The sequence below is a fragment of the Ruegeria atlantica genome (genome assembly GCF_001458195.1).
Classification (GTDB): Bacteria; Pseudomonadota; Alphaproteobacteria; order Rhodobacterales; family Rhodobacteraceae; genus Ruegeria; species Ruegeria atlantica.
This window is the reverse complement of sequence record NZ_CYPU01000074.1, coordinates 40,135-54,533: the sequence shown is the minus strand read 5'-3', so window position 1 is coordinate 54,533 and position 14,399 is coordinate 40,135. Positions and strand designations below refer to the sequence as shown.

Sequence of the window (14,399 nt, the reverse complement as noted above, 5' to 3'; positions counted from 1 at the left end):
CTTGGCAGATTCGACTCGCTAACTGCATTGGTGAAACTCCTGCCTGCCCCAAACCACCCCCCTTCTGATCTGATCGACGATCTGCGCGCCCGTGGCCTTATTCAGCCCGGCGCAGAGTTTCAAACGTTGTATGGCGGGCGAACAAATCAGGTCTGGAAAGTACTGGGTGGCAGCGGTGACAAGGTTCTGAAGCTGTATCGCGCTACACCGCGCAATCCACTGTTTCGCAACGATCCCGAACTCGAAGCGCAATGCCTGCGCGCCCTTGAGCCCACCGGATTTGTTCCCCGGCTGCGTGCGACCGGAACACATGATACAGGCCATTGGGTGTTCTACGATCACGCCCCCGGGTCACCGTGGCAAGAAGGGCCTGAGAGTGTTGCCGGTTTGCTGCGTGAATTGCATAGGCTTGATGTTTCGGTCCAAGCGCCGGATGGCTGCAATGGCAGCAGGGATCTGGCTGAACATGCCGAACGTATTCTCAGCGTCTGCACCTCTGATACACGCGCACGGCTCGCGCAGTTGCGCCCCAAAGGCCATGTGCCCGCGACCGCACACACATGCCTGATCCATGGCGATACCGTGGCCGGAAACATCCTTGTCGCGCCGACTGGCATAACCCTGATCGACTGGCAGTGCCCGGCTTGGGGCGATCCGTGCGAGGACATTGCAATGTTCCTGTCCCCGGCCATGCAACGGCTTTACCGGGGCGCACCCCTAAGCGGCGCCGAGGAAGAGCGGTTTCTGGCTGCATATGGTCACGATGAAACTATCGCGCGATACCGGGATTTGCGCCCGTGGTATGCGTGGCGCATGGCTGCCTACTGTTTGTGGCGCATCGAAAACGGGGCTGCGGATTATGCCCAAACGCTCGAACTGGAAGTCGCCGCGCTTTAGAGCGATAACCGATCCGCGATTGCCATCGCAGCATAGGCGGGCGGCATCAAGGCGCGCCGCCAGAACCCAAGAGGAAACCGTCCCGGCGGCTGTGCAATCGGCGCGGGCAACTCGGTCTGTCTATCCAAAACCACGCGGGCAAGGGCGCGCCCGCAATACGTCCCCATGGCAACGCCGTTCCCGTGATAGGCAAAGGCGGCAAACATTCCGGGTTGATCGGGAACCGGCCCGACATAAGGCGTCAGCTTGCGCGACAGGCACACCATTCCGGACCACATATGGGTCACATCCACATCTTTCCATTCTGGAAACATGGCCTGAAAGTCCCGACGCATTGTCCGGCGAATGGCCGCCTCGGCCCGAGGGGACGACTGTAACCCTCCGCGCATGCCGAACAGGAACCTCCGATCAGGCATCAGGCGGAAATAGTGCAGCAGGTTTCGGGTGTCATAACACATCTGCTCCGAGGTCCACCCCTGCGCATGCAACTCAGCGTCTGTCAGGGGCCGGGTCACCAGAACCGTGGATTGCGTGGGCATGTAGCGTCCCGACAACCAAGGCGGCATATCCTCGCTGGAGTACCCGTTCGTGCAAATCAGCACGTTCGTGGCGCGGATGTGACCTGATCCGGATTCAATATCGAACCCGGCCTGAGTTTTCCTGATGGTTTCAACCGGCGATTTCTGGAAAACCTGTACGCCCCGCGCCTTGGCGGCACTTGCCAAACCAAACAGATACTTTCGAGGGTTAAGAGCGAAACCAACCGGATTTGTATAGGCACCATGAAAGGAACCGCCCAGACCCAGGTGCTGCAGGTCATCAGAACCGTGCAAGACACCTGATGCTTCTGCGTTACGACGTAGCTTTTCCATCGCCCGCACCGAATGGGCCAGTTGGGTTTCCCCTTTCGAATGGGTATCGGCGTCGATCTGATGCTGTTCCAGCAAATCCGCGACAAGCTGAACTGCATCTTCTTCCGCTTGTTCGTAGGACTGCGCAGCCTCAGCGCCAAACCCACGGACCAAAGACCCATGGCTTAGCTTGGACCCTCCGAGACAGCAAAATCCGCCATTCCGGCCCGAGGCACCCCACCCCGGGGTTGCGGCCTCAAGAACCGCAACTTTCACACCTGCCTCGGCCAGATGCAGGGCTGCCGAAAGCCCCGTGAAACCGCCGCCGACGATTGCGACGTCAACGTTCAGATCACCTTTATGGGTCGGCCAATCAGGTGCCGAAATTGTCTGATCCCACCAGCAGTTCTGACGGGGTCCAGGCCCATAGGTGTAGTCCGGACAAAGACGTTTCATTCGGTGCGCGCAGCGGCAAGTTCATCCTGCTTTTGCCGAACCATTGCGCGTTTCGTCACCAGCGAGGCGGTGATAACGCCAACCGTGACGACTGCAATCATGATGGTAGACAGCGCGTTGATCTCGGGGCTGACGCCCAGACGCACCGCCGAGAATATCTTGATCGGCAGCGTTGTCGCCGACGGGCCCGAGGTAAAGGACGCGATAACCAGATCGTCCAGCGATAGGGTAAAAGCCAGCAGCCATCCTGAAATCACCGCGGGCGCAATGATCGGCAGTGTCACAAGACGGAACGCCTGCGCTGGCGAACATCCCAGATCCAAAGCGGCCTCTTCCAGCGATTTGTCAAAGGTCACAAGACGCGAGGACACGACGACCGACACAAAGCACATCGAAAAGGTTGTGTGGGCCAGAACGATGGTCAGAATGCCCCTGTCCAGCCCAATGCCGATAAACAGCAGCAGCAACGACAGGCCGGTGATCACTTCGGGCATTACCAGAGGCGCGTAAATCATTCCGGAAAACAGTGTCCTGCCAAAAAACCGCCCGCCTCGGACCAGAACATATGCGGCAGCGGTGCCAAGAACCGTGGCCAATGTGGATGAGAACACCGCAACCCGTATTGTCACCCAGGCCGCGTTCAGAAATGCCTCATTCTGGGCAAGCTCACCGTACCATTTGGTCGAGAACCCTGCCCATACTGTGACCAGCTTGCTTTCGTTAAAGCTGAATATGATCAGGATGACCATCGGGATATAGAGGAACGCAAAGCCCAGTGTCAGAGACACCGCGTTGAACCAACTCAGCCTGTTCATTGCTCGGCCTCCGTCTGTTTCTGCTGGTTGCGCTGGAACAGCACAATCGGGATCACGAGGATAAGCAACAACACAACGGCAACGGCACTGGCCACCGGCCAATCGCGGTTTGAGAAGAACTCTTCCCACAGCACCTTGCCGATCATTAGCGTGCTGGACCCGCCCAACAGCGACGGGATCACGAATTCACCGATCACCGGGATCATCACCAGAAAACAGCCGGCAATGATGCCGGGGCGCGACAGCGGTATAGTCACCAGCCAGAACGCCTTCAGACGGGAACAGCCCAGATCTTCGGCTGCTTCGATCAGGGATTCATCCATGCGCTCCAACGACGAATAAATCGGCAGGATCATGAAGGGCAAATAGGTGTAGACGATACCGATGTAGACGGCAGTGTTGGTGTTCAAAATGGTCAGCGGGGTCGAAATGATACCCAACCACAACAGAAACTGGTTCAGATAGCCTTCATTGCTCAGAATTCCCATCCACGCGTAAACGCGGATCAGGAACGAGGTCCAGAAAGGCAGGATCACCATCATCATCAGCGTCGGGCGCCATTCGGCTGGCGCACGGGCCATTCCATAGGCAATCGGATAACCCACCAGCAACGTCAGAACCGTCGAGATCAGAGCGATCTTGACGCTGGACAGGTAGGCTTTCCAGTAAAGGTCATCTTCGGTCAGCCAGACGAAGTTTTCGAAATCCAACTGGCTGAAAAAGTCGGTTATCCCAGACCAACCCTGCGACAGATCCAGTGTCGGCGTATATGGCGGGATCGCCAGTTCGACATCCGACAGCGAAATCTTCAGAACGATGAAAAACGGTATCAGAAACAGGGCCAGCAGCCAGACATAAGGAACAGCGATCAGAAGGGCGCGGCGCATCAGTTTGCCAACAAAACCGCAGCCGTTGCCGTCCATGACAACCAGACCGGGTCTTCCCATGTAAACGAACGGCGCGAGATTCGGCGCGTGTTGGCCGATTGCGCCTTTATAATCGTGCCATTCGGCAATTCGACGTAGTAGGTGGACAGGTTGCCCAGATAGGCGATGTCAAGCACCTTGCCCTGAACCGCGTTGATGGCATCCGCCGGGCGATCGGCCGAGATCGTCACTTTCTCGGGGCGGATCGCAAGATGGCAGCTTTGCCCGTTCGAGAATTCTGTCGACGAGGTTGCGGTCAGCGGCGATTGCCCCTCGGCCCAGTCGATTTGGTAGACTTCATCGCCATTCGCGGTCGCCCGGCCTTCGATGATATTCACATCCCCGATAAAGTCAGCGACATAGACTGAGTTGGGGTTTTCATAGATCCTGTCCGGCGTCGATACCTGCATCAACTTGCCTTGATCCATCACGGCGACGCGGCTGGCGACAGTCATCGCCTCTTCCTGATCGTGGGTCACGATCACAAAGGTGGTGCCGGTCTTTTCCTGAATGTCCATCAGCTCGAACTGAGTGTCCTGCCGGAGTTTTTTGTCCAGCGCACCCAAGGGTTCGTCCAGCAACAGCAGTTTTGGCGCTTTTGCCAGTGACCGAGCCAACGCGACCCTCTGCCGTTGGCCACCCGAAATCTGGTGCGGTTTACGGCGGGCGAATTGCTCAAGCCGGGTCAGGCGCAACATCTCTTCCACGCGGTCTTCAAGATACCGCTTGGGCATGTTGTCCCGGCGCAAACCGAAGGCGATGTTCTCCCAGATGCTGAGGTGAGGAAACAGCGCATAAGACTGGAACATCATGTTCACAGCCCGCTTGTTTGGCGGGATCGGGTCGATGTCCTGCCCGCCCAGCATGATGTGCCCTTCGGTAGGCTTTTCAAACCCTGCCAGCATCCTCATCATGGTCGTCTTACCGCAGCCGGATGGACCGAGCAAAGCAAAGAATTCCTGTTCGAATATGTCCAGTGACAGGTTGTCGATCGCCGTGAATCCGCCAAAACGTTTGGTCACATTCTGGAATTGGATCAATGGTTTCGCCTGTGGATCTTCCCACGGCGCAAAGACGTTTGTGTTCAAGGCGGCCCCCGTTCGACGGTCTGATTGAAAGGGCAAGGCGGTCGGGCCGCCTTGCTCAGATACTTCGGTTCAGGTGCCCGATTTGATTTTGGTCCACAGGCGGGTCACGCTCCGCTGCGTTTTGACGGGATAAGGCGTCGTGATGTAGAGATTCTGCATCGTGGCATCACTCGGATAGATTGCCTGATCACCAATCACGTCTTCCTCAAGGAACTCCTGAGAAGCCTTGTTGCCATTGGCATAGTACACATAGTTCGATGCGGCAGCCATGTTGTTGGCGTCCAGAATGAAGTTCAAGAACTGGTGTGCGCCTTCCGGGTTCGGAGCATCTGCCGGGATGGCCATCTGGTCGAACCACATCAGCGAACCTTCAGCGAAGGGGTGGTATTCAATTTCCACGCCATTTTCGGCCTCGGCCGCGCGATCCCGCGCTTGCAGGATGTCACCTGACCAACCGACAGCTATGCAGATATCGCCATTTGCCAGCGCGTTGATGTATTCCGAGCTGTGGAATTTCTGGATATGCGGGCGAACGCCAGCCAGGATTTCTTCGGCTTTACCGATCACATCGGTGTCATGGCTGTCCGGATCTTCACCGATATACTGCAGCACCATCGGAATAATCTCGGCCGGAGCGTCCAGGAAATGGACGCCGCATGAGGCCAGCTTTTCCATATTCTCCGGCTTCAGAACCAAGTCCATGCTGTTCAGAGCAACGTCATCGCCCAGCACTTCCTTAACCTTACCAACGTTAACGCCGAGGCCGGTCGTCCCCCACATGTAATTGATCGAATAGGCGTTGTTCGGGTCATAGCCTGCAGTACGTTCCTGAATCACGTCCCATAGGTTTCCTGAATTCGAAAGCTTTGCTACGTCCAGTTCCTGAAAGGCGCCAGCTTGAATCTGACGCTGTAGAAACGTGCCCGACGGCACAACCACGTCATAGCCTGATCCACCGGCCAGCATCTTGGTTTCCAGAACTTCGTTGCTGTCAAACACGTCGTAGATCAGGGTCAGCCCTGTCTCTTCTTCGAATTTTTTCAGTAGATCCTCGTCGATATAGTCGGACCAGTTGTAGACGCGCACCTCTTCGGCAAAAGCCGCCGAAGTCCCCAGCGCGACAATCGCTGTCATCGTCAGCGTTTTGATTGACATATTTCTCTCCCTGCAAGTGTACGGGTATTCTCCCGTTTTTTTTGATTTGATCAAGTTTTGCGTTTTCCCCCGATCCATCGTATGGTTTCACGAGGTCAGGCGTCTGGCAAGTCGACACCACGCGAAACAGGGTAAACCACTTGGATTTGATCAAAAATAAAGCATCCAGCTCGAAGATGAATGAGGGAAAAAGACCGGCGCATGAACAGGTGTACCAAACCCTGAGATCGCAGATCATGTACGGTGATCTGGTCCCGGGACAACCCGTCACGATACAGGGTTTGACCGAATCGCTCGGGGTTGGAATGACCCCCGTCCGCGAGGCGATCCGGCGACTGATTTCGGACGGCGCGCTGGTGTTTCAGGGCAATCGGCGCGTCTCCGTGCCTTTGTTGTCGGGCACCGATGTCGAGCAGATGATTTTTGCCAGAATATCAATAGAATCAGAGCTTTCCAGACGGGCAACCGCGAATCTAAAACCTGCTGATATCGATCAGCTCGAAAAGCTTGATCAGCGATTGGATCAGACCATCACAGACGGCGACGTCAGTGGTTATTTGCGCTTGAACCACCAGTTTCATGAAACGCTCTATGCGCATGCGGATGCCCCGATTCTCAACGATCTGGCCGAGCGGCTTTGGCTGCGGTTCGGCCCCTCACTACGCGTTGTCTGCGGACGGTTCGGAACACATAGCCTGCCGGATCGGCACAAAGACATCATCGCAAGCTTGCGGGCGAAAGATGCGGAAAAGGTCGCGAAAGCAACCGCTCAGGACATTGAGCAGGGTATGGAATTGATGTCGGACGCTTTGATCTCCGCCTGATTCAGATCGATTCGATTGACACGAAAAAATTTGATCATATTGTGACAGGTGACCGCCTTATGCAGGAGTTTATCTGATGTCGACCATCACCAATCACATGCCGACCGCCGAATTGCAGGCGCTGGATGCGGCGCATCATATGCACCCGTTTTCGGCTAACGGATCATTGGGCGAGGAAGGTGCGCGCGTCATCACTCGTGCCAAAGGCGTGTACCTGACCGATAGCGAAGGCGAAGAGATTCTGGACGCCATGGCCGGTCTTTGGTGCGTCAATATCGGTTACGGTCGCGATGAACTGGCCGAGGTTGCTGCTCGTCAGATGCGTGAACTGCCGTATTACAACACGTTCTTCAAAACGACCCATATTCCGGCCATCGCTTTGGCTGCCAAGATCGCAGAACTGGCGCCGGGGGATCTGAATCACGTGTTCTTCGCGGCCGGTGGGTCCGAGGCAAATGACACCAACATTCGCCTGGTGCGCACCTATTGGGCTGAGAAGGGTCAGCCGGACAAGAATATCATTATCAGCCGCCACAATGCCTATCACGGGTCCTCCGTCGGTTCGGCCTCTCTGGGCGGTATGGCGGGCATGCATGCGCAGGGCGGCATCCCGATCCCGAACATCCACCACATAAACCAGCCGAACTGGTGGGCAGAAGGCGGCGACATGGCGCCGGAAGAGTTTGGCCTGGCCCGCGCGCGTGAGCTGGAAGAAACCATTCTGGAACTGGGCGAAGACCGCGTCGCGGCCTTTATTGCCGAACCCGTGCAGGGTGCGGGCGGGGTGATCGTTGCCCCCGATACCTACTGGCCCGAGATCCAGCGCATTTGCGACAAATACGATATCCTGTTGATCGCCGATGAGGTGATCTGCGGCTTTGGGCGTACAGGCAACTGGTTCGGGTCCGAAACTGTTGGTATCAAACCGCATATCATGACGATCGCCAAGGGCCTCAGCTCGGGTTATGCGCCCATCGGCGGATCCATCGTGAATGACGAGATTGCCGAGGTGATCGGCGGCACCGAGTTCAATCACGGCTATACCTATTCCGGCCACCCGGTCGCTGCGGCAGTCGCATTGGAGAACCTGCGCATCCTCGAAGAAGAAGGCATCGTCGACCATGTCCGCAACGTGGCCGCCCCTTATCTGAAAGAGAAATGGGAGGCCCTGGCCGATCATCCATTGGTCGGTGAGGCCAAAATCGTCGGCATGATGGCCTCGATCGCGCTGACGCCGGACAAGGCCAGCCGCGCCAAATTCGCCTCCGAGCCCGGCACGGTCGGCTACATCTGCCGCGACCGCTGCTTTGCCAACAACCTGATCATGCGCCATGTTGGCGACCGGATGATCATCTCACCCCCGCTGGTCCTGACTCCTGCGGAAATCGATGAGATGTTCGTGCGGATTCACAAGTCACTAGACGAGGCGCAGGCCGAGATCATCGCGCAGGGGCTGATGAAAGCAGCGTCATAGTCCAGATTGCTACTTTCCGGATTTAAGGGGCGCACTAGAATGCGCCCCTTTTCACTTTCCAAATCGCATTTGCACGTCAATCGATCCAGCTCAATTGCTGAACACAGCTAGATCCAATCAAATCGATCGACAAAAAGAAGTAATCTTGTATCGCGCGGCAACTAAAAATCTATCGCGCGAAAAATATCTTGATTTAATGTATCTCAGATTCAAGTATGCGAATGCGAGTCGGTTATTTGTATTACCTCTACCGGCGTCGCGACCCGCTCTTCTGCTGGGTCCACCTCCCGTCTATCGTAGTGAGTGCCGGTAGTCGGGAGGTTGCACAGCCAATAACTGAGAGAGTATCCGCGGCGCATACCCAGGCAATAGATCAACGCCTTTCCATTGTCACCGCAACGCTTCCAAGAGGTTCAGACTGGCATATCCGTCTGGCAGTAACCCCTGCGCCAATTGATAAGCCCGAACAGCTTTGACTGTGTTTGGCCCTGTGCGCCCGTCGACGCCTTGGGTATCAAATCCAGCCTCTGTCAGTCGGGATTGCAGTTCCTTTTTCTCGGTGTAACTCAACACCCGGTCACCACACGGCCATTCGGTCTGGAACGACCCCCGTCCAGCCAGACGGTCGGACAGATGGCCGATGCCGATCACATAGGCGTCGGCACCATTGTATCTCTCGATGACTTTGAAATTATCGAAGATCATCAGCGCGACGCCCTGCCCTCCGGCAGGCAACAGGATCGCCGCCTGCCCGTGATCCGATACAGGCGCGCTGTTCGCCGCCACCACGCCACGTGCGACCCATTGTGAGGGCATCAATGTGTGATCCCGCCTTGCGGTAGAATAGTCGAACCCTTTGGGCAGGGTCACCTCAACGCCCCACGGCTGCCCCTTGGTCCACCCATGCCGCGCCAGATAGGCGGCGGCCGAGGCCAGCGCATCGGTTGGATCGTCCGACCAGATATCGCGCCGCCCGTCCCCGTCGAAATCAACCGCATGGTCCAGAAACGAGGTTGGCATGAACTGCGTATGCCCCATCGCCCCGGCCCAGCTGCCCCTCATGTTGCGCGGGCTGACGTCGCCTGCCTGAATGATCTGCAAGGCAGCGATCAACTGGGTTTCGAAAAACTGCGCGCGCCGTGCGTCAAACGCCAAAGTTGCCAGAGATCGGATGGTGTGGTCGCTGCCCCGAAATGTTCCGAATGAGGTCTCAAGCCCCCAAATCGCCGTTACCACCTCTTTTTCAACGCCGTACTTGGTTTCGATGCGGGCCAACGTATCACGATGTCGCTCCAACCCCGCCCGGCCGTTCCTGATGCGCGTGTCTGAGACGGCAGAATCCAAATACTCCCAAATTGGTTTCGAAAATTCCGCCTGATTGCGGTCGCGCCTGATCACGTCCTTATCGTAGGTTAAACCCGCCAGCGACCTGTCCAGTGTAGCGGTGGAAATGCCCTGCTCTACCGCCCGTTCACGAAATGCTCCAAGCCACGCCTGAAACCGCGCGTTTCCTTCCGTCGACACCCGGTACTCCTTAGCTGAGGGTCGTAAAGCTGGCCGGATCGATATCGCCACGCCAGCTGACGCCAGCTGTATGGCCTGTGATCCGCCCAGAGTATTGATAGATTCCGCCTGCACAATGGATGCCCATAATGCGGCGGTCATAACGCCACCTATGCATTTACGCATTCCGAATTTTCCTGGTTACTGCTCGACTTCAGAATACCTCAAAATTCGCGTTTTCCAAAGCGTTCAGCTTGACCCCTCGCGATCTTTTGCTTTGTGTTCCGCACGAATTCCGGCAAGTGCCTCACGCAGTAAAGGGATGCGGTTTGGTCTAAAGCTTTCGCCTGTCACGGACATTTCGTGTATTCGGTCCAACCGAAAGACGCGAAAATCCTGTCTCAGATGGCACCAGGAAATCAAAACGCTGGCGCGGTCCATATAGACGATACTCAGCGGCTTTACCTTGCGGCGCGTGTCATCGCCCTTGGCATCGGTGTAAGCAAACTCGATCGTGCGTTCGTCCCATGTGGCCTGCCGCAGGTCAGCCACCGCGATGGTGGGCTTGGCTGGGCGATCAAACCGCGTCGCTGTCAACACGGCATGGGTCAGGCGGTGCGACTGGCGCTGGGGTAGGCGTCCCTGAAGTTTTCGTAACGCATTGCCCGCCGCATCTGCTAAACCGGAGTCGCCAATGGCCTGAACCTCTCGCAACCCCAACACCAGCGCTTCAAGCTCATCATCTCTGAATCCAAGCGGTGGCAGTGTTGCGTCTTCGATCAGAGTAAAGCCAAAACCGGCCTCACCGTCGATCACCGCCCCAAGCCCGCGTAACGACTCAATGTCGCGATGGACGGTGCGCGGCGAGACGCCCAGATCCTGCGCCAGGTGTTGGGACGTCTTGGGTGACGGACCAGAGCGCAGGGCTTGCATCAATTGGAACAGGCGGGCGGTACGGGACATAATACAGGTTAGACTACACCTGATGACAGAAACTGTCATCAGACAACGCTATTCTTTGGGTGTCCCAAATACGGAGCCCCCAATGCTGACCCTTCTGATCTACCCATCGGCCTTTGGCCTGTTCAGCGCTAGCCCCTTCTGCGTCAAGGCCGCGTACATGCTGGAACACGCGGGCCAGCGTTGGCAGCGGTCTGATATGTTGGACCCTCGCAAGATGCCCCACCAGAAACTGCCGGTTCTGCGCACACCAGGGCGTCTTGTCCCGGACAGCGACCTGATTCGCGATTGGCTTGAGGCGCAGGGCGCAAACTTCGACGCTGGGCTAAGCGACATACAAAAGGCGCAGGCACGGACGCTGATCCGCATGGCAGAGGAACATATCTATTTTCAGGTCGTGATGGACAGATGGGCCAATGACGAGGTCTGGCCAATTCTGCGCGACAATTTCTTTTCGGTCATTCCCGCTTTGATCCGCACACCTGTTTCGAACTCCATCCGGAAAAAGGTTGTTCAGGGGCTGGGGTTCCAGGGTGTCGCCCGTTTCTCACCTGTCGAGCGACGGGATCGGCTAGAGCAAGACCTTGAAGCGGTATCCGCCTATCTGTGGCAATCACCCTACCTTCTGGGTGACAAGCCGACCTCGGCAGATATGAGCGTTGGGCCAATGCTGGCCGCAATGCGCGCGACACCAGCGGAAACCCCGCTGACCCGGCGGATCAAACAGGATAGGCTGCTCAACGATTACATCGACCGAATGGAACAGGCGATACCGCTGCATGACACCATTTAATGATCCCGCCGTTCAGGCCGCCCTTGAAGCATTCCCCGAATATACGCGTTCGGGCGTGATTGCTTTGCGTGAACTGGTGTTTTCAACAGCCGGGACTTTGCCTAATGCCCAGCCATTGAATGAAGCACTGCGGTGGGGTCAACCCGCCTACCTGGCGCCCAAAGGGTCAACCATCCGGCTGGGCGGGCACAAAGCGGCTTCCTTTGCACTGTTCGTGCATTGTCAGAGCCGACTAATCGGTGATTTCACCACTGCCTTTCCGGGCGAGGATAGGTTGGACGGCAACCGGGCCATTCTGTTTGATAACCCGGGTCAGATTGATGAAACCCGGCATGGCTGGCTGATCGCACTGGCGCTGACCTATCACCTTTGACGACGTTTGCGTTCGACCTTGCGCTTGATCTTGTCCTTCTTGCGCTTGGTACTGACCGCCTTGCGCCGTGTACCCCGCTTGGCGGGTCCGCCCCGCCCCCGCGGTAAGGCCTGATCATCGATAGACAGCAGCTCCAGCTCGAGCCCGCCGGTAACGGGCGTGGCCTCGGTCAGGCGCACGGTGACACGCTGACCGATGGCGATGATCAAACCGGTGTCTGATCCCATCAGCGTGCCGGCTTCGCGGTCGAAATGGAAAAACTCGCGCCCCAGTGACCGGACGGGCACCAGGCCGTCCGCGCCAGTTTCGTCCATCTTCACAAATGCACCGAACCGGGCAATGCCGCTGATACGACCGCTGAACTCATTGCCCACACGCTCGCTTAGATAAGCGGCCAGATAGCGATCCGTCGTATCCCGCTCGGCCATCATCGAGCGGCGCTCGGTGTCCGAGATATGCGTTGCCGTTTCATCGAGCCGCGCGATTTCATCCTCGGTCAACCCGTCGTCACCCCAGCCATGCGCCGTGATCAGCGCCCGGTGCACGATCAGGTCCGCGTAACGGCGGATGGGCGAGGTGAAATGCGCATAGTTGCGCAACGCCAAGCCGAAATGGCCGAAATTTTCGGGATTGTAATAAGCCTGTGCCATCGAGCGCAGAGTTGAAAGGTTGATCAACTCTGCATCCTCGGTCCCGGCGGCAGCGTTCAGCAATGCATTCAGGTGCCGGGTCTGCAGCACCTGACCCTTGGCCAAATTTAGGCCCGCAGCCTGCGCGGTTTCCCGCAGGCTTTCCAGCTTTTCTTGCGCCGGTTCCTCGTGCACACGGAACAGCAACGGGCGTCGCTTGGCGATCAATGTCTCGGCGGCGGCGACATTGGCGAGGATCATGAACTCCTCGATCAGCTTGTGCGCGTCCAGCCGGTCGCGGAAGGCCACGCTTTGGACCTCACCCGCGTCGCTGAGAACGATCTTGCGTTCGGGCAGGTCCAGCTCCAGTGGCTGCCGTTCCGCCCGCGCTTTCTTAAGCGCGGCATAGGCATCATAGAGCGGCTTCAACACAGGCTCTAACAAAGGCCCTGTGCGGTCGTTTGGATTGCCGTCGATAGCGTCTTGAACTTCGGCATAGTGCAGCGAGGCGGCCGAGCGCATCAGACCACGTACAAAGCGATGACCAATCTTGTTTCCATTCGCATCGATCTGCATTCGAACAGCGATACAGGCGCGCGGAACGCCTTCGTGCAGCGAACACAGGTCTCCAGAGAGGCGATCCGGCAGCATCGGCACCACCCGGTCCGGGAAGTAGCTGGAGTTGCCGCGCTTGCGCGCCTCACGATCCAGCGCCGTACCGGGCTGCACATAGGCGGCAACGTCGGCGATGGCGACCCAGATCACATGCCCGCCAGGGTTCTTGGGGTCATCGTCGGCATGGGCATAACAGGCATCGTCATGATCCCGCGCATCTGATGGATCGATGGTCAGCAAAGGTATATCCCGCAGGTCTTCGCGGCCTTTTAGACCAACCGGTTTGGCCTTATCGGCTTCGGCAATCACCTTGTCGGGGAAATCATCCGGAATACCGTGCTGATGAATTGCAATCAGTGACACAGCCTTGGGCGCCGATGGATCACCCAGCCGTTCCACAATGCGCGCGCGCGGCAGGCCCATTCGGTTCTTTGGCCCAGCCTGTTCAGCCTCGACCAATTCTCCATCCTTTGCACCCAATACGGCCCCATCAGCAACCAGCCATTCGGTCTGACCGGCTTTGTCGATGGGCACGATCCGTCCGCCTTCCGCCCCTTTGCGAAAGATGCCCACGATCTTGCGCGGGTTCGTCCCGACACGTCGGATCAGTCGTGCTTCGTAATTGTGGTCTTCTTCATGCACAACCGTGAGGCGGGCCAGAATGCGGTCGCCCTCGCCCAGCGCAGGATCGCTGGCACGGGTGATGAGCAGAATGATCGGCTCGACCCCTTCGCCATGCCATTCCAAGGGCCGCACGAACAGGTCGCCATCCGCATTCGGAGCCTTCACCTGCAGCACGCTGACCGGTGGCAGGCGGTCCGGATCGCGATAGCTGCGCTTGCGCTTTTCCAGATGCCCCTCGGCCTCTAGCTCTTTCAGGATGCGCTTCAGATCGATCCGGTCCGCGCCCTTGATACCAAAGGCTTTGGCGATATCGCGTTTCGAGGTCAGGGTGGGGTTCGCCGAGATCCAATCGAGGACCTCCTGCTTGGTAGGTATGCGAGTCATATCTCCGGCCTATCACGGGTATGCGACCGCGT

The 14,399-nt window shown here is 57.5% G+C and carries 14 protein-coding genes; 5 read left to right on the top strand and 9 right to left on the bottom strand.

Annotated features, from left to right (window positions below; genetic code table 11):
* Nucleotides 1-30: 30 nt before the first annotated feature.
* Nucleotides 31-897, top strand: coding sequence for a phosphotransferase family protein (locus RUA4292_RS23000; protein ID WP_233493532.1), 867 nt, complete (start codon nucleotides 31-33; stop codon nucleotides 895-897).
* Here the strand turns inward: RUA4292_RS23000 and RUA4292_RS22995 are convergent.
* The 5 genes from RUA4292_RS22995 to RUA4292_RS22975 all read right to left on the bottom strand — a co-directional run bounded on the left by RUA4292_RS22995 (nucleotide 894) and on the right by RUA4292_RS22975 (nucleotide 6,188).
* The gene (locus RUA4292_RS22995; protein ID WP_058279722.1) at nucleotides 894-2,204 is read right to left on the bottom strand and encodes an NAD(P)/FAD-dependent oxidoreductase; all 1,311 of its coding nucleotides are present in this window, start codon (nucleotides 2,202-2,204) and stop codon (nucleotides 894-896) included. The genes RUA4292_RS23000 and RUA4292_RS22995 overlap by 4 nt on opposite strands.
* On the bottom strand, nucleotides 2,201-3,019 hold the full coding sequence (locus RUA4292_RS22990) for an ABC transporter permease (protein WP_058272596.1): 819 nt from the start codon (nucleotides 3,017-3,019) through the stop codon (nucleotides 2,201-2,203). Before RUA4292_RS22990 ends, RUA4292_RS22995 begins: the two co-directional genes overlap by 4 nt.
* Nucleotides 3,016-3,906: an ABC transporter permease subunit gene (locus RUA4292_RS22985; RefSeq protein WP_058279831.1), complete on the bottom strand. Its 891-nt coding sequence runs from the start codon at nucleotides 3,904-3,906 to the stop codon at nucleotides 3,016-3,018. The genes RUA4292_RS22990 and RUA4292_RS22985 overlap by 4 nt, the downstream gene beginning before the upstream one ends.
* Nucleotides 3,906-5,033, bottom strand: a complete 1,128-nt coding sequence (locus RUA4292_RS22980) for an ABC transporter ATP-binding protein (protein WP_058279721.1) — start codon at nucleotides 5,031-5,033, stop codon at nucleotides 3,906-3,908. Before RUA4292_RS22980 ends, RUA4292_RS22985 begins: the two co-directional genes overlap by 1 nt.
* 69 nt (nucleotides 5,034-5,102) lie before the next feature.
* Complete coding sequence (locus tag RUA4292_RS22975) at nucleotides 5,103-6,188, bottom strand: polyamine ABC transporter substrate-binding protein (RefSeq protein WP_058279720.1); 1,086 nt, start codon at nucleotides 6,186-6,188, stop codon at nucleotides 5,103-5,105.
* A 176-nt stretch (nucleotides 6,189-6,364) separates the two neighbouring features.
* Between RUA4292_RS22975 and RUA4292_RS22970 the strand changes: the two genes are divergently transcribed.
* Complete coding sequence (locus tag RUA4292_RS22970) at nucleotides 6,365-7,012, top strand: GntR family transcriptional regulator (protein WP_082637235.1); 648 nt, start codon at nucleotides 6,365-6,367, stop codon at nucleotides 7,010-7,012.
* Nucleotides 7,013-7,088: 76 nt separating this feature from the next.
* The gene (locus RUA4292_RS22965; RefSeq protein ID WP_058279718.1) at nucleotides 7,089-8,486 is read left to right on the top strand and encodes an aspartate aminotransferase family protein; all 1,398 of its coding nucleotides are present in this window, start codon (nucleotides 7,089-7,091) and stop codon (nucleotides 8,484-8,486) included.
* 390 nt (nucleotides 8,487-8,876) lie between these two features.
* Here the strand turns inward: RUA4292_RS22965 and RUA4292_RS22960 are convergent, their stop codons facing one another.
* From RUA4292_RS22960 to RUA4292_RS22955, 3 genes are all read right to left on the bottom strand, one after another.
* Nucleotides 8,877-10,010, bottom strand: a complete 1,134-nt coding sequence (locus RUA4292_RS22960) for a lytic murein transglycosylase (protein ID WP_233493531.1) — start codon at nucleotides 10,008-10,010, stop codon at nucleotides 8,877-8,879.
* A gap of 10 nt (nucleotides 10,011-10,020) precedes the next feature.
* Nucleotides 10,021-10,167: a hypothetical protein gene (locus tag RUA4292_RS25435; RefSeq protein WP_233493530.1), complete on the bottom strand. Its 147-nt coding sequence runs from the start codon at nucleotides 10,165-10,167 to the stop codon at nucleotides 10,021-10,023.
* 71 nt (nucleotides 10,168-10,238) lie between these two features.
* On the bottom strand, nucleotides 10,239-10,952 hold the full coding sequence (locus RUA4292_RS22955; RefSeq protein ID WP_058279716.1) for a helix-turn-helix transcriptional regulator: 714 nt from the start codon (nucleotides 10,950-10,952) through the stop codon (nucleotides 10,239-10,241).
* An 82-nt stretch (nucleotides 10,953-11,034) separates the two neighbouring features.
* Between RUA4292_RS22955 and RUA4292_RS22950 the strand changes: the two genes are divergently transcribed.
* Both RUA4292_RS22950 and RUA4292_RS22945 read left to right on the top strand, forming a co-directional pair.
* The gene (locus RUA4292_RS22950) at nucleotides 11,035-11,742 is read left to right on the top strand and encodes a glutathione S-transferase family protein (protein WP_058279715.1); all 708 of its coding nucleotides are present in this window, start codon (nucleotides 11,035-11,037) and stop codon (nucleotides 11,740-11,742) included.
* Nucleotides 11,729-12,115, top strand: a complete 387-nt coding sequence (locus tag RUA4292_RS22945) for a DUF1801 domain-containing protein (protein WP_058279714.1) — start codon at nucleotides 11,729-11,731, stop codon at nucleotides 12,113-12,115. The genes RUA4292_RS22950 and RUA4292_RS22945 overlap by 14 nt, the downstream gene beginning before the upstream one ends.
* Here the strand turns inward: RUA4292_RS22945 and rnr are convergent.
* Nucleotides 12,106-14,367 (bottom strand): ribonuclease R, encoded by a 2,262-nt coding sequence (rnr, locus tag RUA4292_RS22940; protein WP_058279713.1) that lies wholly within the window; start codon nucleotides 14,365-14,367, stop codon nucleotides 12,106-12,108. The two genes, RUA4292_RS22945 and rnr, sit on opposite strands and share 10 nt — an antisense overlap.
* Nucleotides 14,368-14,399: the final 32 nt, after the last annotated feature.

What these genes read in the sequence shown, in the direction of transcription:
- RUA4292_RS22945 (WP_058279714.1), top strand. Translation starts at nt 11,729, where the DNA reads ATGACACCATTTAATGATCCCGCCGTTCAGGCCGCCCTTGAAGCATTC.
- RUA4292_RS22955 (WP_058279716.1), bottom strand. Translation starts at nt 10,952, where the DNA reads ATGTCCCGTACCGCCCGCCTGTTCCAATTGATGCAAGCCCTGCGCTCT.
- rnr (WP_058279713.1), bottom strand. Translation starts at nt 14,367, where the DNA reads ATGACTCGCATACCTACCAAGCAGGAGGTCCTCGATTGGATCTCGGCG.
- RUA4292_RS22975 (WP_058279720.1), bottom strand. Translation starts at nt 6,188, where the DNA reads ATGTCAATCAAAACGCTGACGATGACAGCGATTGTCGCGCTGGGGACT.
- RUA4292_RS22970 (WP_082637235.1), top strand. Translation starts at nt 6,365, where the DNA reads ATGAATGAGGGAAAAAGACCGGCGCATGAACAGGTGTACCAAACCCTG.
- RUA4292_RS22965 (WP_058279718.1), top strand. Translation starts at nt 7,089, where the DNA reads ATGTCGACCATCACCAATCACATGCCGACCGCCGAATTGCAGGCGCTG.
- RUA4292_RS22990 (WP_058272596.1), bottom strand. Translation starts at nt 3,019, where the DNA reads ATGAACAGGCTGAGTTGGTTCAACGCGGTGTCTCTGACACTGGGCTTT.
- RUA4292_RS25435 (WP_233493530.1), bottom strand. Translation starts at nt 10,167, where the DNA reads ATGCATAGGTGGCGTTATGACCGCCGCATTATGGGCATCCATTGTGCA.
- RUA4292_RS22950 (WP_058279715.1), top strand. Translation starts at nt 11,035, where the DNA reads ATGCTGACCCTTCTGATCTACCCATCGGCCTTTGGCCTGTTCAGCGCT.
- RUA4292_RS22995 (WP_058279722.1), bottom strand. Translation starts at nt 2,204, where the DNA reads ATGAAACGTCTTTGTCCGGACTACACCTATGGGCCTGGACCCCGTCAG.
- RUA4292_RS22985 (WP_058279831.1), bottom strand. Translation starts at nt 3,906, where the DNA reads ATGCGCCGCGCCCTTCTGATCGCTGTTCCTTATGTCTGGCTGCTGGCC.